General features: G+C 60.7%; 18 protein-coding genes. 12 read left to right on the top strand and 6 right to left on the bottom strand.

Going from position 1 to position 22,609, the window contains the following annotated elements; translation table 11 throughout:
* Positions 1 to 61: 61 nt before the first annotated feature.
* The 4 genes from L6439_RS08365 to L6439_RS08380 all read right to left on the bottom strand — a co-directional run bounded on the left by L6439_RS08365 (position 62) and on the right by L6439_RS08380 (position 3,969).
* Positions 62 to 772: a glycerophosphodiester phosphodiesterase gene (locus L6439_RS08365; protein WP_213469056.1), complete on the bottom strand. Its 711-nt coding sequence runs from the start codon at positions 770 to 772 to the stop codon at positions 62 to 64.
* A gap of 79 nt (positions 773 to 851) precedes the next feature.
* Entirely contained in the window at positions 852 to 2,189 is a 1,338-nt protein-coding gene (locus L6439_RS08370; protein ID WP_213469057.1) for an ABC transporter substrate-binding protein, read from the bottom strand.
* A gap of 53 nt (positions 2,190 to 2,242) precedes the next feature.
* Complete coding sequence (locus L6439_RS08375; protein WP_213469058.1) at positions 2,243 to 3,064, bottom strand: carbohydrate ABC transporter permease; 822 nt, start codon at positions 3,062 to 3,064, stop codon at positions 2,243 to 2,245.
* Positions 3,061 to 3,969, bottom strand: coding sequence for a carbohydrate ABC transporter permease (locus L6439_RS08380; RefSeq protein WP_168179306.1), 909 nt, complete (start codon positions 3,967 to 3,969; stop codon positions 3,061 to 3,063). Before L6439_RS08380 ends, L6439_RS08375 begins: the two co-directional genes overlap by 4 nt.
* A gap of 315 nt (positions 3,970 to 4,284) precedes the next feature.
* On the opposite strand from L6439_RS08380, the gene L6439_RS08385 reads away from it, so the two are divergent.
* The 9 genes from L6439_RS08385 (at position 4,285) to deoC (ending at position 10,849) form a co-directional block, all read left to right on the top strand.
* Complete coding sequence (locus tag L6439_RS08385) at positions 4,285 to 4,857, top strand: glycerol-3-phosphate responsive antiterminator (protein ID WP_168179307.1); 573 nt, start codon at positions 4,285 to 4,287, stop codon at positions 4,855 to 4,857.
* Positions 4,858 to 4,955: 98 nt separating this feature from the next.
* The gene (locus tag L6439_RS08390; protein ID WP_168179308.1) at positions 4,956 to 5,153 is read left to right on the top strand and encodes a YfhD family protein; all 198 of its coding nucleotides are present in this window, start codon (positions 4,956 to 4,958) and stop codon (positions 5,151 to 5,153) included.
* On the top strand, positions 5,150 to 5,344 hold the full coding sequence (locus L6439_RS08395; protein ID WP_168179309.1) for a hypothetical protein: 195 nt from the start codon (positions 5,150 to 5,152) through the stop codon (positions 5,342 to 5,344). Before L6439_RS08390 ends, L6439_RS08395 begins: the two co-directional genes overlap by 4 nt.
* Positions 5,345 to 5,500: 156 nt before the next feature.
* Positions 5,501 to 6,478, top strand: a complete 978-nt coding sequence (gene prmA, locus L6439_RS08400; RefSeq protein WP_168179310.1) for a 50S ribosomal protein L11 methyltransferase — start codon at positions 5,501 to 5,503, stop codon at positions 6,476 to 6,478.
* A gap of 37 nt (positions 6,479 to 6,515) precedes the next feature.
* Positions 6,516 to 7,199, top strand: a complete 684-nt coding sequence (locus L6439_RS08405) for a site-2 protease family protein (protein ID WP_168179311.1) — start codon at positions 6,516 to 6,518, stop codon at positions 7,197 to 7,199.
* Positions 7,200 to 7,304: 105 nt separating this feature from the next.
* Positions 7,305 to 8,069 carry a 16S rRNA (uracil(1498)-N(3))-methyltransferase gene (locus L6439_RS08410; protein ID WP_168179312.1) on the top strand — a complete coding sequence of 255 codons (765 nt, stop codon included), beginning with the start codon at positions 7,305 to 7,307 and terminating at the stop codon, positions 8,067 to 8,069.
* A gap of 3 nt (positions 8,070 to 8,072) precedes the next feature.
* Positions 8,073 to 9,422 (top strand): tRNA (N(6)-L-threonylcarbamoyladenosine(37)-C(2))-methylthiotransferase MtaB, encoded by a 1,350-nt coding sequence (gene mtaB / locus L6439_RS08415; RefSeq protein WP_213469059.1) that lies wholly within the window; start codon positions 8,073 to 8,075, stop codon positions 9,420 to 9,422.
* A gap of 147 nt (positions 9,423 to 9,569) precedes the next feature.
* Positions 9,570 to 10,004 (top strand): NUDIX hydrolase, encoded by a 435-nt coding sequence (locus L6439_RS08420; protein ID WP_168179314.1) that lies wholly within the window; start codon positions 9,570 to 9,572, stop codon positions 10,002 to 10,004.
* Between the two features lie 131 nt (positions 10,005 to 10,135).
* Positions 10,136 to 10,849 (top strand): deoxyribose-phosphate aldolase, encoded by a 714-nt coding sequence (gene deoC / locus L6439_RS08425; protein ID WP_213469060.1) that lies wholly within the window; start codon positions 10,136 to 10,138, stop codon positions 10,847 to 10,849.
* Here the strand turns inward: deoC and L6439_RS08430 are convergent.
* Entirely contained in the window at positions 10,782 to 11,747 is a 966-nt protein-coding gene (locus L6439_RS08430) for a Na/Pi cotransporter family protein (RefSeq protein WP_006676242.1), read from the bottom strand. The genes deoC and L6439_RS08430 overlap by 68 nt on opposite strands.
* Before the next feature lie 150 nt (positions 11,748 to 11,897).
* Between L6439_RS08430 and L6439_RS08435 the strand changes: the two genes are divergently transcribed.
* Positions 11,898 to 13,286, top strand: coding sequence for a class I SAM-dependent rRNA methyltransferase (locus tag L6439_RS08435; RefSeq protein WP_168179316.1), 1,389 nt, complete (start codon positions 11,898 to 11,900; stop codon positions 13,284 to 13,286).
* Positions 13,287 to 13,380: 94 nt separating this feature from the next.
* Here L6439_RS08435 and L6439_RS08440 read toward each other — a convergent pair whose 3' ends face one another.
* The gene (locus tag L6439_RS08440; RefSeq protein WP_213469061.1) at positions 13,381 to 14,346 is read right to left on the bottom strand and encodes a DUF1835 domain-containing protein; all 966 of its coding nucleotides are present in this window, start codon (positions 14,344 to 14,346) and stop codon (positions 13,381 to 13,383) included.
* Between the two features lie 320 nt (positions 14,347 to 14,666).
* On the opposite strand from L6439_RS08440, the gene addB reads away from it, so the two are divergent.
* Together addB and addA are read left to right on the top strand one after the other, a co-directional pair.
* On the top strand, positions 14,667 to 18,209 hold the full coding sequence (gene addB / locus L6439_RS08445) for a helicase-exonuclease AddAB subunit AddB (RefSeq protein WP_213469062.1): 3,543 nt from the start codon (positions 14,667 to 14,669) through the stop codon (positions 18,207 to 18,209).
* Positions 18,190 to 22,539 (top strand): helicase-exonuclease AddAB subunit AddA, encoded by a 4,350-nt coding sequence (gene addA, locus L6439_RS08450; RefSeq protein WP_213469063.1) that lies wholly within the window; start codon positions 18,190 to 18,192, stop codon positions 22,537 to 22,539. Before addB ends, addA begins: the two co-directional genes overlap by 20 nt.
* The last annotated feature ends 70 nt before the right edge of the window (positions 22,540 to 22,609 follow it).

Here is a 22,609-nt window from a genome sequence, read left to right on the forward strand (position 1 = left end):
TGACCATGCCCGATCGGGACCCCGGATCGGGCATGGTCATGCGGAACAAGGTGCCGGCCGGTTATCCCAACTGATCCGGCACGTTGGAGAAGATGCCGTCGATGCCGGCTTGCCGGAGCATCCCGGCCCACTCCGGCCGATCGACGGTGTAGGCGTACACCTTGCAGCCGGCTCCATGGCATGCCGCGATGAAGTCCGCGTCCGCGAACGAGAAATGGGGATGCACGCTGTAGACCGGGAAGGGAAGGGACTGGATATATTGCCCCGGACGGCAGAGGCGATCGGCCATGAGCACGCCGAGCTTCACGCCGGGCTCCAGGTTGGATATCCTTTCCAGCGCCTGATGGTCGAAGGAGGAGACGATAATTCGTTCCAGCAGGCCGCGTTTCTTTACGGCGTCAAGAAGCTTTTGTTCGATTCCGTCATAGAAGAAAGGGATGTTCTTAATCTCGATGTTGGTCATGAGATCCTGATCCTGCACCAGATCGAGATAGTCATCCAGCAGCGGGATCCGTTCCTCGTTGAAGTCCGTGCGGAACCAGCTTCCCGCGTCAAGCACGCTCAGCTCCTCCCAAGTCAGGTCCGCGATGTAGCCTTGGCCTGATGTCGTGCGCGCGACATTTTCGTCATGGATGATGACGAGCCGTCCGTCCTTCGTCTGTTGAATATCAAGCTCGATGCCGGCGCAGCCGCGATCGAGCGCCGCCCGGAAAGCGGCCATCGTATTTTCCGGGGCGTACCCCGATGCGCCCCGGTGGGCAAATATAAACATGCTCCTCAACCTCCCGCTTCATAGTGAGGCGGACAGGGAAGCGAAATTCCCGGTGCCTCCTTGCCCGCCGCGTTCCTGCTTATTTCGGCGCGTTCACCTTGTTGTCCTCTTCGATGAGCTTATCGATTTTCGCGGTCAATTCATCGGCGACCTTCTGCGGAGCGTCTCCCTGGTAGAGCTTCTCGATCGCCGTCGCGACTTCGTTGCGCGTCTCCGGGAAGACGGAGATCAACGCGCCGCGGGTAGCCGAGCCGGCCTTTGTATTCTGAAGCTGCTTCACGGTGGTCAGGAATTGCGGGGCCTGCCCGTACTTCTCCTTCAGGATCGGCTCCTCATGCGCGGCCTTCGTAATCGGGAAGTAGCCGGTGCCCGCCGCCCATTCGGCCTGAACGGCCGGGGTCGTTACATATTTCATGAAATCCCAGGCCGCTTCCTTCTCTTCTTCGGCGACGCTGTTCATCAGCCAGAGCGAGGCGCCGCCCACGATAACGCCATTGGCCTCCTTCCCGTCCGGCGTCGGCAGGAATCCTGTGCCGACTTCGAAGGGCGAAGCCTGCATGACGCCGGCAATGCCCGCGGTCGAGTCCATGTACATGGCGACCTTCCCGGCGCTGAAGGCCGCCCGGATGTCATCCCACTGCCGCCCGTAGTTGCCGAGCGTGCCGTCCTTGTTCATCTCATCGAGCCATTGGAAGATGCCGAGGCTTTCCGGGGAATTGAGCAGCGACTTGGTTGCCAGGCTGTCCCGCCCGTTGCCGTTGTCCACGAAGTCGGCTCCTTGATTGGCAAGCAACTGCTCGATGAACCAGCCGTAGACGAGCAGCGCGAACCCTTTTTCATTTTTCCCGTTATCAGTCAGCTTCCGGGCCATGTCCCGAACTTCCCCGAACGTCTTCGGCGGCGATTCCGGGTCGAGTCCGGCCGCTTTGAATTTGTCCTTGTTGTAGATTAAGATAGCGTTCGAAGTGTTGAATGGCAGCGAGTAGAGCTTCCCGTCGATTTGATAATAGCTGAGGATATTCTCCTCCCATTGAGACAAGTCGAATTTGTCTTGGTCAATCAGGTCCTGAACCGGCTGGATATAACCGCTGTTGACCATATACTTCGTTCCGATCTCCTGCACCTGCATCAGCGTCGGCGCTTCGGACGTGCCCCCCACCGCCTTCAGCTTCGTCAACGATTCCTCGTACGAGCCCTGGAATATCGCATCGACGAAGTATTTGTCCTGCGATGCGTTGTAGTCGTCCGCCATCTTGGCGATCAGTTCCCCGGCATTGCCGCTCATGGCATGCCAGAAGGTGACCTTGATTCGTCCGTCATCCGATGTTCTCGCCTCCGAGCCGGACGAATTCGTGCAGCCGATAGCGGACAGCGACAGCACCGCCAGCAGCAGCATCAGTATGCCTGCTTTTTTCACTTGCATATCCCCCTCGCGAATGTAATTTATGCCGGCAACTCATGGTGATTCATTTATCCTTTTAATGCCCCGGACATCAAGCCGCGCTTGAGCTGCTTGAGACTGAGGAACAAGAAAAGCAAGGTTGGCACGAGCACGATGACGACCCCGGCCATGACGACGGGCCAATTCGTGTTCGTCTCCTGGGCCTGCATCATCTTCAAGCCGATCTGCACGGTACGGACCGAATTGTTGGTTGTCGTCAGCAGCGGCCATAAATACATATTCCAGGTCGTCAAGAACCCGTATACGCCGAGCGCGCTCAGCATCGGCAGAGAGAGCGGGACGACGAACGACACCAGGTAGCGCAGCCGGCCGCAGCCTTCCAATTGAGCCGATTCATGCAGCTCATGCGGCAGCGTCAGGAAATGCTGGCGAAGCAGAAAGACGCCGAAAGCGAGCGCGAAGAACGGCATCGACAATCCCTGGTACGTATTGACCCAATTCAGCCCGACGATGGTCAAATAGTTCGGAATCATCGTCGCTTCCCACGGGATCATCATCGTCGATATCAACAGGAAGAACACGAAGTTGCGCCCTTTGAACGGAATAAAGACGATGGCGTAGGCGGCGAGGCTGCATACGATGAGCTGGCCGATCATGACGGTGAGCGAGACAATCAGGCTGTTCAGCATGAACTTCAGCAGCGGCACGCTCTTGAGCGCCAGCGTGAAATTGTCGAATACGAAGCTGGCCGGGAACAGCTTGCCGGTCATAATCTCCTCGGTCGTCATCAGGCTGGCCAGGAGAGCATAGATGATCGGGAAGAACATGAGGCCGGCCGCGGCCAGCAGCAATATATAGAACACCCATTTCTGGTACAAAGCCATTCTCATTGATAATGCACCTTCTTTTCGCCGACTTTGAACTGAATCAGCGTCGCCAGCAGCACGATCAGGAACAGAATAATCGCTTGCGCGCTCGCGATGCCGAATTTGTAGTGAATAAAGGCGTTCTGATAGATGGAATATACAATGAGGTTCGTTGATTCTGCAGGTCCGCCCTTGGTGAGGATATCGATCTGGCCGAACGATTGAAAGGAATGGATGACGGTCACGATGATGACAAAAAACAAGGTCGGCGAGACCATCGGCAGCGTAATGCGGAACAAGCGGGACCAGTACCCGGCGCCGTCAATGCGGGCGCTCTCGTAAATGTCCTCGGGTATGCTCTGCAGGCCGCCGAGCAGGATAATGTAATTGAAGCCGACGCCCATCCAAATGCTCGTCGCCGCAATGGAGATCAGCGCCCACTTCGGATCGGTCAGCCAATGGATCGGCGGCAGGCCTGCCCAACCAAGCATATGATTCAGGAACCCGATGCTGGGGTGGAACAGGAACAGGAAGATCATCGATCCCGCGGCGACCGACACGCCGACCGTAGACGAGAAGATCACGCGGAAAAATTCGATTCCCCGCAGCTTCTCGCTGGAGATGACGGCCAGGAAGAACGCGAAGGCGACGCCCAGCGGCACCGTGTACAGCACGAACAGGAACGTGCCGGCCATGCTGGTCAGGAAGCTGTCGGATTGGAACAGGCCGGCATAATTATCGAAGCCGACGAACATGACCGGAACGCCGCGCGCGTTCGTGGAGAAGAAGCTGTAATAAAGCGTTTTCAACATTGGATAGAACGTAAAGGCCGATAAAATGATGAGCATCGGACTTAAATAGAGCAGGGCCGCCGCAAGGAGGCGCAGCGGCGAATCTTTCTTGCGGAGGGTTGTTGCGGATGGATCCATTTGACGATTCCCCTTTCTTTACCAGCGCAACGGTCAGAAAAAAAGAAGACCACAGAACGACCAAATGGCCGGAAGCCAATTGGAACAAGCGTGGTCTTCTCCGTTTCCCGAAACCGGAATATTAACTTGCATCCCAGTATAATTCACACAATATTAAAAATCAATACAAATTATGGGGGTGCGTTGTGACGCTTGCGCTTGACGGAACGGAGACGATGTTGACGGGCCGGCGGCGGAGCATTACGATAGCGGTAGAAGGAGCAATAAAATGGCGTCAGAGAAAAACCGAGCTACAGACCGAAGGGAGAGCGAGCGATGCATTTCGCAAACCAGGCCATCCTGCCGGCCGTAAGGCAGATGAAGGATATGGAAAAGCTGCTGGTCAGTCCGTTCGAATACATTGTGCTGCTGGATGTCCATATTGCGCAGCTGAAGCCAATTTTTCAGATGGTTCGTCCGCATAACAAGAAGCTGCTGCTGCACGTGGATCTGATTCAGGGGCTGCAGAACGACAGCTATGCGGCGGAATATCTGTGCCAGGAATTTACGCCGTACGGGCTGCTGTCGACGAAGGCGAGCGTCATTATCCGCGCGAAGCAGAAGGGCGTCGTTGCCATTCAGCGCATTTTCCTGATCGACAACAGCTCGTTCGAGAAGAGCGGCGCTTTGCTGGAAAAGACGAATCCCGATTATATCGAGGTGCTCCCGAGCCCGATGCTGCCTTATCTGAAGCAGTTGAAGACCGGACGCGACATTCCGCTTCTCGCCGGCGGCTTCATCCGGACCGAAGATGATGTGAACAGGGCGCTTGAAGCCGGCGCCGTGGCCGTCACGACCTCCAGCCAGACGCTCTGGAAGCAGTACGCCGCCGGGGGAGCGCGGCGGTAATTCGGGCGAGGGAGCTGAGCCCATCGTATAAAGTCCCCGCTTCCGACTCATGTTATAGATGACCCTCTATGACATGATGAGGCAAAGGAGGAAGGGCAATGACCAATTACCGGGACAGCCGCCGGAAGAACCATCTCAACGCTTTCGAGGAGCAGCCGGATCTCGTCGTCGGCAAGACGAATGCGGCGGCGGGCAAGAACGAAGACGTCGAATTCTCGATCGAGCAGGCGGACGCCGACGATCTGGAGGCGCTGGAGCGGGCCAGACAAGCGGATGAACGGGCGGAACGTCCATGAGACACATCGAAGCGAAGTTCAGGGACGAATCGAAGGCCGACGCTTGCGGGCGCAAGCTGAACGCGCTGCGGGCGCATGCCATTCAAGTCGTTCCCCGGGAAGACGGATATATCGTCTCCGCCGATGTGAACCATGCCGTGCTTGATCAGGCGTATGCCGTGATGCGCGATTACGAGGGCATGCTCTTGTAGAGGAACAGACTCCTGCGACGGGCGGGTAAGACCGCTCGTTGTGTGGAGTTTTATTTTTGTGTACAATAAATAGAATGTGCGGACGGTTATCATAACGTACGGGGGAACACCGTCAAACTTGTCGGCACCGATCTTATTCATAGGGGGAATACCATCGTGCGCTGGCATGAATTAACGATACATACTAAGGAAGAAGCGGTCGAGATGATCTCGAATTTCCTGCATGAGGCGGGAGCGGGAGGCGTCTCGATCGAGGAATCCGGGACGCTGAACAAGGAGCGCGACACGACCTATGGCGAGCTGTATATCGCTCCGCTGAACGATATTCCCGAAGGCGAGGCGAAGATTCAAGGCTACTTCGCGGAAGGAACGGATCTGGCGGCGATCGGGGAGGAGGTGGCCGGACGCATTCGGGAGCTCCGCACGTACGGAATCGACCCGGGCGAGGCGTCCATGTCCTGGCGCCCGGTTCATGAAGACGATTGGGCGGATGCCTGGAAGCAATATTTCAAGCCCGCGCGCATTACGGGCAAGCTGACGATCAAGCCGTCCTGGGAGCCTTACACGCCGACGGCGGAGGAGATGGTCATCGAGCTCGATCCCGGCATGGCCTTCGGCACCGGAACCCATCCGACGACGTCGCTCTGCCTCCAGGCGCTGGAAGGCGTCATTCAGGGCGGAGAAGACATAATCGATGTCGGAACCGGCTCCGGCATTCTGGCGATCGGGGCGTGCAAGCTCGGCGCCCGGCATGTCCTCGCCATCGACCTGGATCCGGTAGCGGTGAAGAGCGCCCGGGAAAATGCGGCGATGAACGGGCTCGGTGACGCGGTTACCGTCCGGGAAGGCGATCTCCTTCACATGCTGAAGGCGAGCGGAACGGAAGAAGCCCCGGCGCTTGGCGTAACGCTTCCTGTCCAGATCGTGGTCGCCAACATTTTGGCCGAGGTGATTCTGCTGTTCGTGGAAGATGTGTTCGCGGCGCTGCAGCCTGGCGGAATCTACATTGCCTCGGGGATTTACAAGAACAAAGAAGAGGCGGTCGAGCGGGAGCTGATCCGACACGGCTTCCTCATCGGCGGGAAGCATCGCGAGGAGGACTGGGTTGCTTTCGTCGCCAAAAAACCAATGTAAGAGAGATGCCATGTAATAGAAGAAAGCGAGGGAAGATATGGATTTTTTGAATAATTTGTTCGCCGTCAAGCTGGAGATGCTGCCGTTTCTCGTATCGGTGCTGCTGATCGCCTTTACGGTCCATGAATTCGCGCATGCCTATTTTGCCTGGAAATTCGGGGATCCGACAGCGAAGATGCTCGGCCGCGTCAGTCTGAATCCGGCGAAACATGTGGACTTCCTCGGCATGCTGTTCTTCGTTATCGCCGGCTTCGGCTGGGCGAAGCCGGTGCCGGTGAACCGGGATAACTTCAAGCATCCGCGGCTGATGGGCATCGTCGTGTCGGCCGCCGGACCGATCAGCAACCTGCTGTTGGCCTTTATCGGGACTATCGTGATTCATCTCGGCCTCAAGTTCGGCTTCGTGCAGTTGGGTTCTCCGGATCGCGTCCATCTGGCCGTCTATTACTTTCTGAATTATTTCATCACTTATAACGTGCTGCTGTTCCTGTTCAATCTCATTCCGCTGCCGCCGCTGGACGGCTACCGCATTGTCGAGGATCTGGCGCCGCGCAGCCTGCGTCGGCGATTGCAGCAGTTCGAGCAATGGTCGATTCTTATTTTCTTCATGCTTGTATTCATTCCCCCGCTGCGGAACATGACGCTTACGCCGCTCTTCAATTTAATAGAGCCGATCGTCTTTAATTTTTCGCGGACCGCCGCTTATCTGGTCGGCATGTAGAATACCGTTCCGGCAGGCGGATGCATGGCGTGGACTTTCTGGAAATATCGCTGCAAATCTAGCGCATTGCGCGCAAAACGTGTATGATGAGGAATGTTGATTACGATGCAAAAATACTTTGTCAGCCCCGAAGCGTTCGGGGATCAGCACATACGGATTACCGGCGCGGACGCGCATCATATCGTCAAGGTGATGCGGGCCAAGCCGGGCTTCACTTTCCTGGTGAGCGACGGCGCCGGCCGCGAGGCCGTGGCCGTGTTCGAGAGCGGCGACGGCGAGACGGCCATCGCCCGGCTGGAGGAGCCGGTCGCTGCCGATCGGGAAGCCGCAGTCGAGGTGACTATCGCCCAGAGCCTGCCGAAGGGCGACAAGATGGAACTGATTATACAGAAATGCACGGAGCTGGGAGCGGCGGGATTCCTTCCGTTCCTGTCGGAACGCACGGTCGTGCAGTATGACGCGAAGAAGGAAGCCAAGCGGCTGGAGCGCTGGGCGAAGATTGCGAAGGAAGCGGCCGAGCAGTCGCATCGCAATCGCGTTCCCGCCATTGCGGCGCCTGCGGCCTGGGCGAAGCTGACCGGGCAGTTCGCGGACTATGATCTCGTGCTGATCTGCTATGAGGACGAGCAGGGAACGCGGCTCCGCGACGTGCTGGAGCCTTTCCGCGAAGCCCGGCAAGGCCGGGAGGCAGCCCGCATTCTGGTCGTAATCGGACCGGAGGGCGGGTTTTCGCTGCGCGAGGTGGAAGCGGCCACGGCGGCCGGCGCGGTCTGCGTCAGTCTCGGGCGCCGCATTTTGCGGACGGAGACGGCGGGCCTGGCGGCCTGTGCCTGCATCATGTATCAATTCGGAGAAATGGGAGGAAGTTGAACAATGCCATCGGTAGCGTTTTATACGTTGGGCTGCAAGGTGAACTTCTATGATACGGAAGCCATTTGGCAGCTGTTCAAGCAAGAAGGTTATGAGCAAGTCGACTTTGAAGAGACGGCTGACGTCTATTTGATCAATACATGCACCGTTACGAATACCGGCGACAAGAAGAGCCGCCAGATTATCCGGCGGGCCGTCCGCCGCAATCCGGACGCCATCATTGCGGTGACCGGCTGCTATGCGCAGACCTCCCCGGCGGAGATTCTCGACATTCCGGGCGTCGATCTCGTCATCGGCACGCAGGATCGGGAGAAGCTGATGGATTACATCGCCCAGCTTCAAGCAGAGCGCCAGCCGATTAACGCCGTGCGCAACATTATGAAGACGCGCGCGTTCGAGGAGCTGGATGTGCCGGATTTCGCGGAGCGGACCCGCGCATTTCTGAAGATTCAGGAAGGCTGCAACAACTTCTGCACCTTCTGCATCATTCCGTGGTCCCGCGGGCTGTCCCGCAGCCGCGACCCGCAAAGCGTCCTCAACCAGGCCCGTCAGCTCGTGGCAGCAGGCTACAAGGAGATTGTGTTGACCGGCATCCATACCGGAGGCTACGGCGACGATCTCGAGAACTATGATCTGACCGATCTGCTCTGGGATCTGGACCGCATCGAAGGATTGGAACGGGTGCGCATCAGCTCGATCGAAGCGAGCCAGATCGACGATCGGATGATCGACGTGCTGAACCGTTCGCCGAAAATGTGCCGGCATCTTCATATTCCGCTGCAGGCGGGCAACAATGAAGTGCTGAAGCGCATGCGGCGCAAATATACGGTCGAGGAGTTCGGCGACAAAATCGCCCGCATCCGCGAGGCGATGCCGAATGTGGCGATCACGACGGACGTGATCGTCGGCTTCCCGGGCGAGACGGACGAGCAGTTCCGGGAAGGCTACGAATTCATGAAGCGGGTCGGATTCTCCGAGATGCACGTCTTTCCGTACTCCAAGCGTACCGGAACGCCTGCGGCGCGCATGGAGGATCAGGTGGACGAGGAAGTGAAGCATGCCCGCGTTCACGATCTGATCGATCTGTCGGAGCAGATGCAGCTCGCATACGCCGAGAAGTTCGTCGGGCAAGTGCTTGACGTTATTCCGGAACGCGATTATAAAGGGGCGCCGGGAACCGGCCAAGTGATGGGATATTCCGATAACTACCTGCAGATCGTGTTCGACGGCGACGAGTCGCTGATCGGCCAGCTCTGCCGCGTCAAGGTGACGAAGGCCGGCGTGAACGAATGCTTTGGCGTCCTGACTCGGGTGCTCGGGGATGAAACGGGCGCGCACGCAGCTAATATGTAATATGGAGAACACAGAGGATTCCACTGCCGCTTCGCGTGCGAGAAGCAGGTGAAATCCTCTTTCCTTTCGGTTACGATATACATATTCAGTTTCAACAAGGCGGGCGGTAAGGGACCTGAGCACGCCCCACACTTTTTGAGTTGGAGGATGTTCGCTATGAAAGAAATATCGGCGGGAGGCGTCGTGTACCGGCGGCGCGGGGAGCATATCGAGTTCCAGTTGATCCAGGATCGTTACGGCAAGACTTCCTTGGCCAAGGGAAAAATGGAGCCTGGAGAGACGGTAGAGCAGACGGCTCTGCGGGAAATTCAGGAGGAGACCGGGATTGAAGGGAGCATCGTCGGCAAGCTGGACACGATCCGCTATCAATATACGTCGCCGGAAGGCCGCACGGTGGACAAAGAGGTTCATTATTTTCTGGTCGAGGCGAAGGCCGGGCAGCTTGCGCCCCAGGTCGAGGAGATTCACAGCGTCGAATGGTACGAGCCGCAAGCGGCATGGGCCAAGCAGACCGATTCCGGGTATGATAACAATGACGTCATTCTGAGCAAGGCGCTTGCGCAATTGGGGATTGCCTTGTAGACGGCCGCTGCTTGTCTTGCGGGTCGGCGAGCGCAAGTGAACTGCCCAGATGCCGGGAGCAGGTACGCAGCTGAATATGCGCAGTAATCGTACGCTTTCAACTCTAATCTGATTGCGAAGGGTGATTACAGATGAACGAACAAATCCGATTGGCGAGCCTGATTGACCACACCTTCCTCAAGCCGGAAGCGGTGCGGAGCGATATTGAGAAATTGTGCGGCGAGGCGCGTCAGCACGGCTTTTACAGCGTCTGTGTCAATGGGACCTGGGTCTCTCTCTGCCGCGAGCTGCTGGCCGGATCCGACGTGCGGATCGCGGCCGTATGCGGGTTCCCGCTCGGGGCCGCCGCATCCACCGCCAAGGCGTTCGAAGCGGCCAGAGCCGTGGAGGACGGAGCCTCGGAGATCGATATGGTGCTGCAGATCGGCCGCCTCCTTGACGGCGACGTGAAGGCGGTGGAAGACGACATCGCCCAAGTGGTCCGCATGGTGGAAGGGAAGGCGATCGTCAAAGTCATTCTTGAGACGGGCATGCTGGCGACAGGGCAAAAGATCGAGGCGTGCAAAGCCTCGGAAGCCGCGGGGGCGCATTTCGTCAAGACGTCGACCGGGTTCGGCCGCGGCGGGGCCACCGTCGAGGATATCCGGCTTATGCGGGGGAACGTATCGCAGCATGTCGGCGTCAAGGCTTCGGGCGGCGTGAGGGACACGGCGACGGCGCTCGCCATGATCGAGGCCGGCGCGAACCGGATTGGGACAAGCTCCGGAATCGCGATCGTTACCGGAGCCGGTCCCACAGCTTCAGATAGCACAGCGGGAGCGCCAGGACAGAGCTCGCAATATTGAAGACCGTCTGGGCCCGGGCGATCTGGGCGGCCGGATCGTCGGTGAACCAGGCGGACAGCGCATGGAGCTGGCCGATTAGCGGATAGAACAGGATCGCCCCGCCCACATTGAGCACGATATGGCTCCAAGCGACGAATTGGCCGTGGCGGCTTCCGCCGAGCGATGCGATGAGCGCGGTGAAGCAGGTGCCGACATTGGAGCCGATGACGATGGCGATGCCGATCTCGACCGGCAGGGCGCCGGTAGCGGACAAGCCCATCGCCATGACGATGATGGCCGCGCTGCTGTGGACGACGGCCGTAATGATCATGCCGGCTGCCAGCGCCCAGAGCAGACTGTCGTTGGACCGCTCCAGGAACCAGGTGAACATGCCGCGATGCTGGAGCGGCCCCCCGATCTGCTTCATCCATTCGATGCCGAGCAGGATGAGGGCGAAGCCGGCGGCGGCCAGGGATCCGAACTGCAGCGGATGCAGGAGGGAGGCGAGCCGCTTCGGCAGGGGCAGGCGGTATTCGCCGCCCAGAATCGCCGCGCTCCAGCAGGCGAGCGATCCGATCAGCAGCGGCAGCGCGTAGCGGCTGATGTTGAGGCCGATCAGCTCCGTCGTCAGGCAAGTGCCGACATTCGTGCCGAGGATGATGCCGAGCGAGCGCGAGAAGCTCATCAGCCCGGCGTTCACCAGCCCGATGGTGATGACCGTGATGGCGGTACTGCTCTGCAAGAGCGCCGTCATGCCGGAGCTGAACAGCATGCCGTGCAGCGGCGTCCGCGTGGAACGGTGCAGGAAGCGGTTCAAATAAGGCCCTGCCCATGCGTGAAGGGCGAGCTCCATCGTTTTCATGCCAAAAAGAAACACAGCCATTCCGCCTAGGAGCGGATACCAGATTTCTGCGAACATACGCCGGACTCCTTCGTCATTCCACACAAAATGCGGGTTCTATCATTCGAGCTGGAACAGCTTGAGAGGGACTAAGTGAACAGCCTCTACTGTCACTGTATGCTTGCGGATGGACAACGATGACAAGCCCGGCGGAAGCCGAGAGGGGACATGCAATTGAAGCAATCGACAACAGCAACCGTAATCTTGAGCCGCAATCGCAAAAAAAGGACGGAGCACGGGCACCCGTGGGTGTTCCAATCCGAGGTCGAGCGCGTGGAAGGCAATCCGCAGCCGGGGGCGCTGGTCGACGTCGTGAACGCGCAAGGCCAATATGTGGCGACCGGATACTATAACCCGGCTTCCAAAATCATTGTGCGCGTCATCGGCTATCAGCCTGCCGACGCGATGGACGCCGGCTTTTTCAAGGAGCGGCTGCGGCAATGCCTGGAGCATCGGAACCGGTTCTTGCCGGGAGCGACGGCATATCGGCTCGTCTATGGCGAGGCCGATTTTCTCCCGGGACTGATCGTCGATCGGTTCGGCGATGTGCTCGTCGTGCAAATCTTGACGCTCGGAATGGATCTGGCGCGCGATGCGATCGTTCAGGCCTTGGTCGAAGTCATGAATCCGCGCGGCATTTACGAACGAAGCGATGTGCCGGTTCGGGAAAAGGAAGGCCTTGAACAGAGAACGGGCGCGCTGTACGGGGAATGCCCGCGCCATGTGCAGATTACCGAGAACGGGCTGCAGCTTGAAATCGATATTGTCGAAGGGCAGAAGACGGGCTATTTCTTCGACCAGCGCGAGAACCGGGCTGCGATAGAGCCGTTGATGACCGGATGGGGAGCGCGCAGCGGCATAACGCTGGCCGATATCGAGACGGAAGCGGGCGTACGCACCGTGCCGGTCAACGCGAACGGCAAGGAAGTAACCTTTCCGTGGTGGGACGGAGCCACGGTGCTGGAATGCTTCTCTCACACGGGCAGCTTCACGCTGCATGCTTGCAAATATGGAGCCAAGAAGGTGACTTGTCTCGATATTTCCGAGCATGCGATCGAGAGCGCGAAGCGCAATGTGGAGCTGAACGGATTTGCGGACCGGGTGGAATTCGTGGTAGCGGACGCGTTTGCTTACCTGCGGGAGCAAGTGCAGGGAAGAGAGGAGCGCATGGCACGCGGGACGAGCCAATCGAAGACGGACACATCGAAGCCGATGACCGCGGGCGGCGGCCGCACCTGGGACGTCGTCATTCTCGATCCGCCCGCGTTCGCCAAGACGAGGCAGGCGGCGGAGGGAGCGTACCGCGGCTACAAGGACATCAACCTTCACGGGATGAAGCTCGTGAATGAGGGCGGATATTTGGTGACGGCGAGCTGCTCCTATCATATGAAGCCGGAGCGCTTCCTGCAGGCGATCCAGGATGCCGCCCATGACGCGGGCAAGGTGCTGCGCCTCATCGATTGGCGCGCGGCGGGGAAGGATCATCCGCAGGTGGCCGGGGTCGAAGAAGGGCATTACTTGAAATTCGGCATTTTCGAAGTCCGCGCCAGACGATAGATAGCATGATGAAGAAGCACCTCATGGCGTGATCGCCGCGAGGTGCTTCTTGCGGTTGCGGTTGCGGGGGAAGGGCGGAATGGACTGGCGGCGCTTAGGGCGCCGGATTGGTGACGAATGCGCCGCCAAGCCAGCGCGCATATCCCCGTTCGCGGGCCCAATTGATCTCGCCGCTGCGCACTCTACGGCCCGCCTCGGTGAGAAGCAGCCGTCCGGCGGACGGCTCGACCGGCCGCAGCGGCTGCGGCAGCGGCTCGGAAGCCGCGGACAGGGACAATAGCGGGGCTTCTCCGGAAGTCAAGCGGCGCAAATAGCCCCAATACTGCATGTCGCCGAGTCCGTATTCAGGCACATGCGGCCGGATATGCTCATACAGCTCCAGGAAGGAGCCGGAGCCATCGGCGACGGCATCCAGCGTTAGCCGTTCCACGACGCCCAGCCCGTCGTCGCGCGAAGGGAAGCGGCGGAGATGGAACCGCATCGCATCCACGACGGCGTCATAAGGAGCTTCCACTGAGCCGGCTTCGTCGATCCAGCGCACCAATTTGCGCGGATTCGGGCTCGTATACGCCAGCCAGGCATGGCGCATCCATGAGATCGCTTCCACGTCCAGCCGAAGCCCATGCTCGCGGCGGCGCGCCAACTGGTCCGCGTCGAGGGCCCCGAAGCCGCGGTAGCGGTCGTGCCCGGGCAAGGCGGAAATACCGATCCAGTAGACGGCCGCTTCCGGATGCTCCCGGGACAGGCGCTCCGTCAGCCGCAGCAGCATCGTGATATCGAACAGATCATGCTCGAACCAGAGCGCGATTTCCGGTTGCCGCAGCACGTCCGCTTTCCAGGACCGCTCCTGTTCGTTGCTCATTTGAAGGTAGAGAGATGCGGGCAGGCCGCACATTTTTTCCAATTGAAGCGCGCGATAGGCCAGATAACGTTCAAAGATGGGATAGACGGGTCCTTCGGTCAGCAGCTCCCGATAGACCCATACTTCTTCGTTCCAGCGCTCCCGGGCGATCGGACGAAGCCGTTCCGCCACAATATCTCCATTCACGATATGAATCACGCGGTGTGCCTCCTTTTCTCTCCGGCGGCATCGTCAGCCGGAGGCTTGAATTCCTTCCTGCACATTCCAAACGTGTGTTCCAGTCTGCTCGCGATAATATGCTATAATAAAGCAAGGTTTCCGTAAAAGAGACGATTTGCGCAGTCTCTGTCTAATGAGGAAATACCGGGAATCGGCCTTTTTGGACTTATTCTTATTTTTAATCCTTTCTTGCGATTTGTAAATACACTTTTACACACGCCATTTGCGGAAAAAGCCTGCATACGGCATGGCAGAATACATATCTATTGGCAGTCGTACGGGAAAGCGGGGGATATACATTGGCTTTGCATTTTATAATCGGCCGCTCGGGGAGCGGCAAGTCGGCGCATCTGCTGAATGAAATCCGGCGGAGGCTGGAGACTCAGCCGGATGGTCCGCCCATGATTCTGCTCGTGCCCGAGCAGGGAACGTTCCAGGCGGAGCATGCGCTCGTCACTTCGGAGCGCCTGTCGGGGATGCTGCGGACGCAAGTCCTGAGCTTCCGGCGCCTGGCGTACCGCGTGATGCAGGAGAGCGGCGGCACGGCGCTCACGCCGATAGGCGAGGAAGGCAAGAAGATGCTGCTGTACAAAATTTTGCAGCGGCGCAAGCCCGAGCTGCCTCTGTTCGCCGGAGCGGCGGAGCAATTCGGCTTCATCGAAAAATTGAATGATCTGTTCGACGAGATGAAGCGGTACCGGATCCAGGCTTCCGAGCTGGATGAGCATGCCGCGTTCGTCCAGGAGCATGTGGACGGCCAGCCCCTTCTGTCGGCCAAGCTGCATGATTTGTCCGCCGTGCTGCGCGAGTACGAGACCGAGCTGGAGCAGCAGTATTTGGACGGAGAGGATGTGCTTGTCCGTTTGGCGGAAGGCATTCCGCACTCGGAATATGTCCGGCAGGCGGAGATTTGGATTGACGGCTTCAACGGCTTCACGCCCCAGGAATATGCCGTGCTGGCATCGCTGCTCCTCCATGCCCGCCATGTGACCGTGGCGCTGTGCCTGGATCGGCCTTACGGCTTGGGCGAGGAGCTTCATGAGCTGAACCTGTTCCATCCTACGGCGACGACCTTTCTCAAGCTGAGCAGCATCGCCGATACGCTCGGCGTCGATATGGGCGAGGTCATACAGCTGGGCGGACAGGGCGGATTGCCAAGATTCGCTTCCTCGCCGATGCTCGCCCATCTGGAACGCCATTTCGATCGGCGTTCGGCTTACCGTTCTGCCTCCGCTGGCGGGGAGCGGGCGGAGATTCGCGTTCATGCGGCGGTCAACCGCCGGGCGGAAGTGGAAGGAGCGGCGCGCGACATTTTGCGCCGGGCGCAGGAGGAGGGCGTACGCTGGCGGGAGATGGCCGTCATGGTCAGGAACTTGCCGGATTACGCGGAATTGATCGATACGGTCTTCGGCGATGCGGGCATTCCTTATTTCACGGATCAGAAGCAAGCGGTGCTCCATCATCCGTTCGTCGAGATGACCCGCGCCGCGCTGGACATCCTGATCGGCCACTGGCGCTATGACGCGGTATTTCGCTTCGTGAAGACGGATTTCGTCCTGCCGGAAGACGGAAGCGTGACGAGGGAGTCATTCGATCGGCTGGAGAACTACGTGCTGGCCTGCGGCATCGAGGGATCGAAATGGACCAACGGACGCCCGTGGCCTGCCGAACCGCGGCAGTCGCTGGATCCCGACGATCCGGCGGCCGAAGAGAAGGCCGAGAGCGTGCCGGAGCAGGCCCCGGAATGGGCGGAGCAGTGCCGCCGCCGGATTGTCGAGCCCCTCTCCGCGCTGCAGCGCTCGCTCGCGCGAAGCCGGCATGTGCAGGACATGTGCGAGGCGCTGTACACGTTCTGGATCCGTCTCGGGGTGCCGGACAAGCTGGAGCGGATGAGTCAGGAGGCGCTGCTGGACGGGGATGTGCAGCTTTCCCGGGAGCATCGCCAGATCTGGGGCGAGATGCTCGATATTTTGGACCAGATGGTGGAGATGCTTGGCGGAGAGAAGATGCCGCTCGAGCTGTACGCCGGGATGCTGGAGACCGGCTTCGAGAGCGTGAAGCTGGCGCTCGTGCCTCCCGCGCTTGATCAGGTGCTGATCGCGTCCATGGATCGGACGCGTTCGAGCCAGATTAAGCATCTGTATGTGCTTGGCGTGAACGACGGGGTAATGCCTGCGCGTCCGATCGAGGACGGGCTGCTGACCGAGTATGAGCGGGATCTGCTGCTCGCGATCGGGATGGAGCTGGCGCCCGGCATCCGGCGCAAGCTGCTGGACGAGCGGTTCGTCATCTATCATGCCTTCACTTCTCCGAGCGAGAGCTTGTGGCTCAGCTACGCGCTGGCCGACGAGGAAGGCCGCTCGCTGCTCCCTTCGGAGACGGTGCGGCAGATTCGGGGGCTGTTCCCGGGCATGCAGGAGGAGCTCCTGTTGGCGGAGCCGAATGAATTTGTGCCGGAAGCGGAGCAGGCCGATTTCATCGCCTATCCGGAAGCGGCGCTGAGACATTTGATCGCCCAGTTGAGGGAATGGCGGCAAGGCCGCCCGATCGCGGATCTGTGGTGGGATGTGTACCGGTGGTTCGCCGCGCAGCCGGCTTGGCGGGAGCGGCTGAAGACGGTGCTCGGATCGCTCGCCTACCGCAACCAGGCGCAGGCGCTGACGGCCGGCACGAGCCGGCAGCTGTACGGGCAGCTGCTGCGGACGAGCGTCTCCCGCATGGAGCGGTTCGTCGCCTGCCCGTTCTCGCATTTCGCCTCGCATGGCTTGAAGCTGAAGGAACGAAGGCTGTATCGGCTGGAGGCGCCGGATATCGGCCAGCTATTCCATGCGGCGCTAAGCCGCTTTGCCGGCGAGCTGCAGGCCCAGCACCGCTCCTGGGCGGAGCTGACGCCCCAGGAATGCCAGGCGGAAGCGGATCGCATCGTCGATCTGCTGGCCCCCCGGCTTCAGGGGGAGATTCTGCTCAGCTCCGAACGGTACGGCCATATATCCGGCAAGCTGAAGCGCATCGTCGGACGGGCCGCGGCCGTGATGGGCGAGCATGCCAAGCGGGGACAATTCGAGCCGGTGGCGCTGGAGATGGATTTCGGTCCCGACAAGCCGCTGCCGCCGCTTCGCTTCACGCTGGACAACGGCTGCACGATGGAGATTATCGGCCGCATCGACCGCGTCGACAAGGCGGAGAGCGAGCGGGGCGTCCTGCTGCGGGTGATCGATTACAAGTCCAGCCAGACGGACCTGGCTCTCCATGACGTGTACTACGGGCTGTCGCTGCAGATGCTCACCTATTTGGACGTGCTCCTTACCTTTGCGGAGGAGTGGCTCGGCACGGAGGCGACAGCCGCCGGAACCCTTTATTTCCATGTGCACAATCCGCTCCTCCAGGCGGCGAACGGCTTGAATGAGGAGCAGGCTTACGAGCAGCTCCTGAAGCGATTCAAAATGAAAGGGCTCATCCTGGCCGACCGCGAGGCCGTGCGTCTGATGGACGGTTCGGTGGAGCAAGGGCATTCCCAGGTGCTGCCGCTGGCGGTGAAGGCGGACGGATCGTTCTACAGCAATTCCTCCGTCGCGACGGAGGAGCAGTGGGATCTGCTCCGGGGAACCGTCCGTTCGGTCATCCGGGATATCGGGACGCGCATCACGAACGGCGATGTGGTGATCGAACCTTACCGGAGCGGCACGGCGACGGCATGCGATTTTTGTTCCTACAAGCCGGTCTGCCAATTCGACGAATTGGTGGACGGCAATCAATATCAACTGTTGCCGCGGCTGGGCAAAGACGAAGTATGGGCGAAGCTGAAGGGAGGCGAAGCGGTCGATGGACATGAACCGCGATGAACGGAATAGCCGGGAATATGAGAGCGGCGGCGAGGCTGGCGGGGCTTCCCGCTTGCCGTCGGCCGCTGCCGCCGGTCAGGAGAGCGATTCGCACGTTCTGACCGCCGCAGCGGCGTCTGTGGGCGAAGCAGAAGGGACGGCAGAGCTGCCGCCGAGGCCGCGCGAGAGCACGTGGACCGAGGAGCAGTGGCAAGCCATCGTCGACGGCGGCGAGAACATTTTGGTCGCGGCGGCAGCCGGTTCCGGGAAGACGGCCGTCTTGGTCGAGCGCATTATCCGCCGCATCAGCGACGAGGCAGCGATGCTGCATGTCGATCAGCTGCTCGTCGCCACCTTCACGAAGGCGGCCGCCGCCGAGATGCGGGAGCGCATCCGGCTGGCGCTGGAGCGCAAGCTCGAGGCGAACCCGGATTCGGAGCATTTGCGCCGCCAGCTCGCCCTGCTGAACCGCGCCTCGATCACGACGCTGCATTCCTTCTGTCTGGAGGTGATTCAGCGGCATTTCCAGGCGGTCCAGTTGGATCCGGCCTTCCGGGTCGCGAACGAGACCGAGATCGAGCTGCTGCGCCAGGACGTGCTGGAGGAGCTTTTCGAAGAGCGCTATGCCAGCAAGGATCCAGCCTTTGCGCGGATGGTCGATTGGTTCAGCGGAGAGCGCAATGACGAAGCCGCTTTCCGGCTCGTTCACCGGCTCTATGATTTCTCCCGCAGCCATCCGTGGCCGGAGGACTGGCTGGACAGCATGACCGCTTCGTTCGGTCCCGCGGACATCGCCGAGCTGGGCCGCTCCCCGTGGGCGGACAGCATTATGGCGGCGGCGCGGCTGACGCTGAACGGCATCGTCGAGCTGCTGCGCCAGGCGATCGCCCTGACGACGGCTCCGGGCGGTCCGGAGCCGTACCGCGCCGCGCTGGAGCAGGAGCTGGCCGGAGCGGCTGCCTTGGCTGACGCCGCCTCCTCCGTCCCGTGGGAACGGATGCATGAATCGTTCGGGCTGCTGAGCTTCGGACGGCTCGCGGCCTGCCGCGGGGATCAATACGACAAAGAGCTGCAGGAGCAAGTGAAGCGTCTGCGCGATCAGGCGAAGAAGCGCCTGCAGCAGGTGCGCGACGAGCTGTTCCGCCGGACGCCGGAGCAGTTCCTGCAGGAGCTTCATTCAATCCGGCCGGTGCTCGAAGCGCTGACTTCGGTCGTGCGCGAGTTCGGCGACCGGTTCGAGGCGGCCAAGCGGGCGAAGGGATGGCTTGATTTTGCCGATTTGGAGCACTACTGCCTCCGCATTTTGCGCGATCCTTCCTCCACGCCGGAACGGCCGGTGCCTTCCGCGGCGGCGCTGCTGTATCAGGAGCAGTTCGCCGAGATTTTGCTGGACGAGTATCAGGATACGAACATGGTCCAGGAAGCGATCGTGGACCTGATAACCCGTCCCGGACGGGGCAACCGGTTCATGGTAGGCGATGTGAAGCAGAGCATCTACCGCTTCCGCCTGGCGGAGCCGGGATTGTTCCAGAGCAAGTATGTCTCCTACGGGAAGAAAGGCCGCGGGCAAGGCATTCGCATCGATCTGGCCCGCAACTTCCGCAGCCGCGAAGGCATCGTCGATACGGTCAATATGGTATTCCGCCAGATTATGAACGCCGACGTAGCCGAACTCACTTATGACTCCGCGGCCGAGCTCGTATGCGGGGCGTCCTACCCGTCCGCCGAGGAGATCGCGGCGGAGAGCCGCCGCGGCCGGGAGGAGTTCGGCATGCCGTATTTCGCTACCGAACTGCTGCTTATTGACAAGGGCGTGCCGGCTCCGGCGGACGAAGCGGCGGAGGAGGAGGACGGCGAGACGGAACGGGCCGCATGGGATGCCGCCGAGCTGGAGACCGCGCGCCTGGAAGCGAGGGCAATCGCTTCGCGCATCCGCCGCATGACAGGAGACGAAGGGGAGCCCGCTTATCTCGTGTGCGACAAGGATCAGAAGCGGATGCGCCCGGTCACGTACCGGGATATGGTCATTCTGCTGCGGGCGACCCAAGCCTGGGCGCCGCTGATGATGGAGGAGCTGAGACGGGAAGGAATTCCGGCTTATGCCGAGTTCAGCACCGGCTATTTTACGGCGACGGAAGTGGAGATCGTGCTGTCCCTGCTGCGCGTCATCGACAATCCGCAGCAGGATATCCCGCTCGCCGCGGTGCTGCGTTCGCCGATCGTCGGCTTGAAGGAGGAGGAGCTGGCCCGGATTCGGCTGTACGGGCGAGGCAAGCCGTTCTATTGCGCCGTCATGGAAGCGGCGAGGGCGGAAGCGGAGCCCGGCTCTCCGTCGGCGGCGCCGCCGCAGATAGAGCTGGAGCTTCCCCGGTCAGCGGATGAGGGCGCGGATACGGCCCTTCGGCAAGGCCGCGGGGACTGGCAAGCGAAGCTGAACCGCTTCCTCGAGCGCCTGGAGCAGTGGCGGAATGCCGCGCGGCAAGGCCGGCTGTCCGAATTGATCTGGCGGGTGTACCGGGAGACCGGGTACTACGAGTGGGTCGGAGGACTGGCCGGCGGCCTGCAGCGCCAGGCGAATCTGCGCGCCCTGTATGATCGCGCCCGGCAGTATGAATCGTCCTCGATCCGGGGACTGTTCCGCTTCCTGCGGTTCATCGACCGGATGCGGGATACGGGCGGGGATCTCGGGACGGCCCGGGCGCTCGGCGAGCGGGAGGACGTCGTCCGCATTATGACGATTCACAAAAGCAAGGGGCTCGAATTCCCGGTCGTCATCGTCGCGGGGCTGTCGAAGCGGTTCAATCAGCAGGATTTGAACGCGTCCTTCCTGATGCACAAGCAGCTCGGCTTCGGTCCGAAGTACGTCGACGAGGAGAAGCGGGTCGCTTATCCGACGCTGCCGAATCTGGCCATTCGCCGGCAGATGAGGCTGGAGCTGCTGGCCGAGGAGCAGCGCGTGCTCTACGTGGCCTTGACCCGGCCGAAGGAGAAGCTCATTCTGATCGGCACGGTGCAGGACGCGGAGAAGTCGATTCGGAAATGGGGCGAGGCGCTTGATGCCGAGCGGCTGCTGCTGCCGGATTATTTGGTGGCGGAAGCCCGCTCGTATCTCGATTGGATCGGGCCTGCCCTCATCCGGCACCCGGCCGCGGCCGAATGGCGCCGGTATGCCGGCCTGCCGAACCGGAACGGAGAATGTCTGCTGGACGATCCGTCCCGGTGGCAGCTCGCGATCGTCCCGGCATCCGTCATTGCGGCGGGCGAACGTCTGGCGGACATGCCGGAGGATGAAGAGCGTGTGGCCCGCCTGAAGGCGCTGCGCCGGCTGGAGACGGGTGACGCGATCCCCCGTTCCGCTTGGACGGAGGTAATCGGGGAGCGGTTGTCCTGGCGCGATCCGCACCGCATCGTGACGCTGCTGCCGTCGAAGACATCCGTCACGGAGATGAAGCGGTTGGCCGCTTCCGATGATTGGCCGCCGGAGGACTGGATTGGCGATCCGGCAGGGCCCGGGGAAGGAGCGGTTGAGATGGCGGCGGACCCCGCGGGCCGAGAGTTCGCGGAGACGGCAGCGGGCGCGGGCGTCAATGAACCGGCCGCGGAGCCTGAGGAGGCTGGCGGCGATCAGCAGGCGAACGGTCCATATGCCGATCCGTCCCGCACTTTGTATCTGCGGCGGCCGAGGTTCATGGAACGGCGCGGCATCACGCCTGTCGAGCGGGGGACGGCTTACCATCTGCTGATGCAGCATCTTCCGCTGGATCGCCGGCTGACGGCGGACGAGGTGAATCAGACTCTCGACGATCTGGCAGCCCGGCTCATTATGACCCGGATGCAGGCGGATGCGCTGGATGCGGAGAGCGTCGCCGCTTTCTTCGACAGCGAGGTCGGCCGGCAGCTGGCCGAAGCGTCGTGGGTGAAGCGGGAGCTGCCGTTCAGCTATGGCCTCACGGCAACGGAAGCATACACGATCGAGGGCCTGCGTCGGCGCGAGTCGATGACGGCCGCCGCCGAAGCGCTGAGAAGCGGGAGCGCTCCCGAATCGGGGAATGCGCCGCGCTTCGTCGCGACCCCGGCCTTCGCCGCAATGGATTCATCCGGGGAGCTCGATCGGGAGACGGTGCTCGTGCAAGGGATTATCGATTGCCTGTTCGAATGGAACGGCGATCTGATTCTGCTCGATTACAAGACGGACAAAGTGCTGGCTCATCGGGGCGGCCTCCGCGGGCTGACGGAGCACTACCGCTTCCAGCTGGAGCTGTATGCGAGGGCGATCGAAGATATCTGGAAGCGGCCGGTCAAGCGGAAGGTGCTCTACTTTTTCGACGCCAAGCAGGCTTGCGAGCTGTAAAGAGGAGCGGCGGGCGGCTTCCTCCGCCTGCTAGCCCCGTCTAGGGTTTTTGATTTCGATTGGCGAGGAT

The organism is Paenibacillus dendritiformis (assembly GCF_021654795.1).
Lineage (GTDB): Bacteria > Bacillota > Bacilli > Paenibacillales > Paenibacillaceae > Paenibacillus_B.

Bases quoted from the DNA above. Each gene is read 5' to 3' on its own strand.
- L6439_RS08430 (WP_006676242.1), bottom strand. From the start codon at position 11,747: ATGTTCGCAGAAATCTGGTATCCGCTCCTAGGCGGAATGGCTGTGTTT.
- L6439_RS08410 (WP_168179312.1), top strand. From the start codon at position 7,305: ATGCAAAAATACTTTGTCAGCCCCGAAGCGTTCGGGGATCAGCACATA.
- mtaB (WP_213469059.1), top strand. From the start codon at position 8,073: ATGCCATCGGTAGCGTTTTATACGTTGGGCTGCAAGGTGAACTTCTAT.
- L6439_RS08375 (WP_213469058.1), bottom strand. From the start codon at position 3,064: ATGAGAATGGCTTTGTACCAGAAATGGGTGTTCTATATATTGCTGCTG.
- L6439_RS08380 (WP_168179306.1), bottom strand. From the start codon at position 3,969: ATGGATCCATCCGCAACAACCCTCCGCAAGAAAGATTCGCCGCTGCGC.
- L6439_RS08385 (WP_168179307.1), top strand. From the start codon at position 4,285: ATGCATTTCGCAAACCAGGCCATCCTGCCGGCCGTAAGGCAGATGAAG.
- addA (WP_213469063.1), top strand. From the start codon at position 18,190: ATGGACATGAACCGCGATGAACGGAATAGCCGGGAATATGAGAGCGGC.
- L6439_RS08405 (WP_168179311.1), top strand. From the start codon at position 6,516: ATGGATTTTTTGAATAATTTGTTCGCCGTCAAGCTGGAGATGCTGCCG.
- deoC (WP_213469060.1), top strand. From the start codon at position 10,136: ATGAACGAACAAATCCGATTGGCGAGCCTGATTGACCACACCTTCCTC.
- L6439_RS08390 (WP_168179308.1), top strand. From the start codon at position 4,956: ATGACCAATTACCGGGACAGCCGCCGGAAGAACCATCTCAACGCTTTC.
- L6439_RS08395 (WP_168179309.1), top strand. From the start codon at position 5,150: ATGAGACACATCGAAGCGAAGTTCAGGGACGAATCGAAGGCCGACGCT.
- L6439_RS08420 (WP_168179314.1), top strand. From the start codon at position 9,570: ATGTTCGCTATGAAAGAAATATCGGCGGGAGGCGTCGTGTACCGGCGG.
- L6439_RS08435 (WP_168179316.1), top strand. From the start codon at position 11,898: ATGCAATTGAAGCAATCGACAACAGCAACCGTAATCTTGAGCCGCAAT.
- L6439_RS08365 (WP_213469056.1), bottom strand. From the start codon at position 772: ATGTTTATATTTGCCCACCGGGGCGCATCGGGGTACGCCCCGGAAAAT.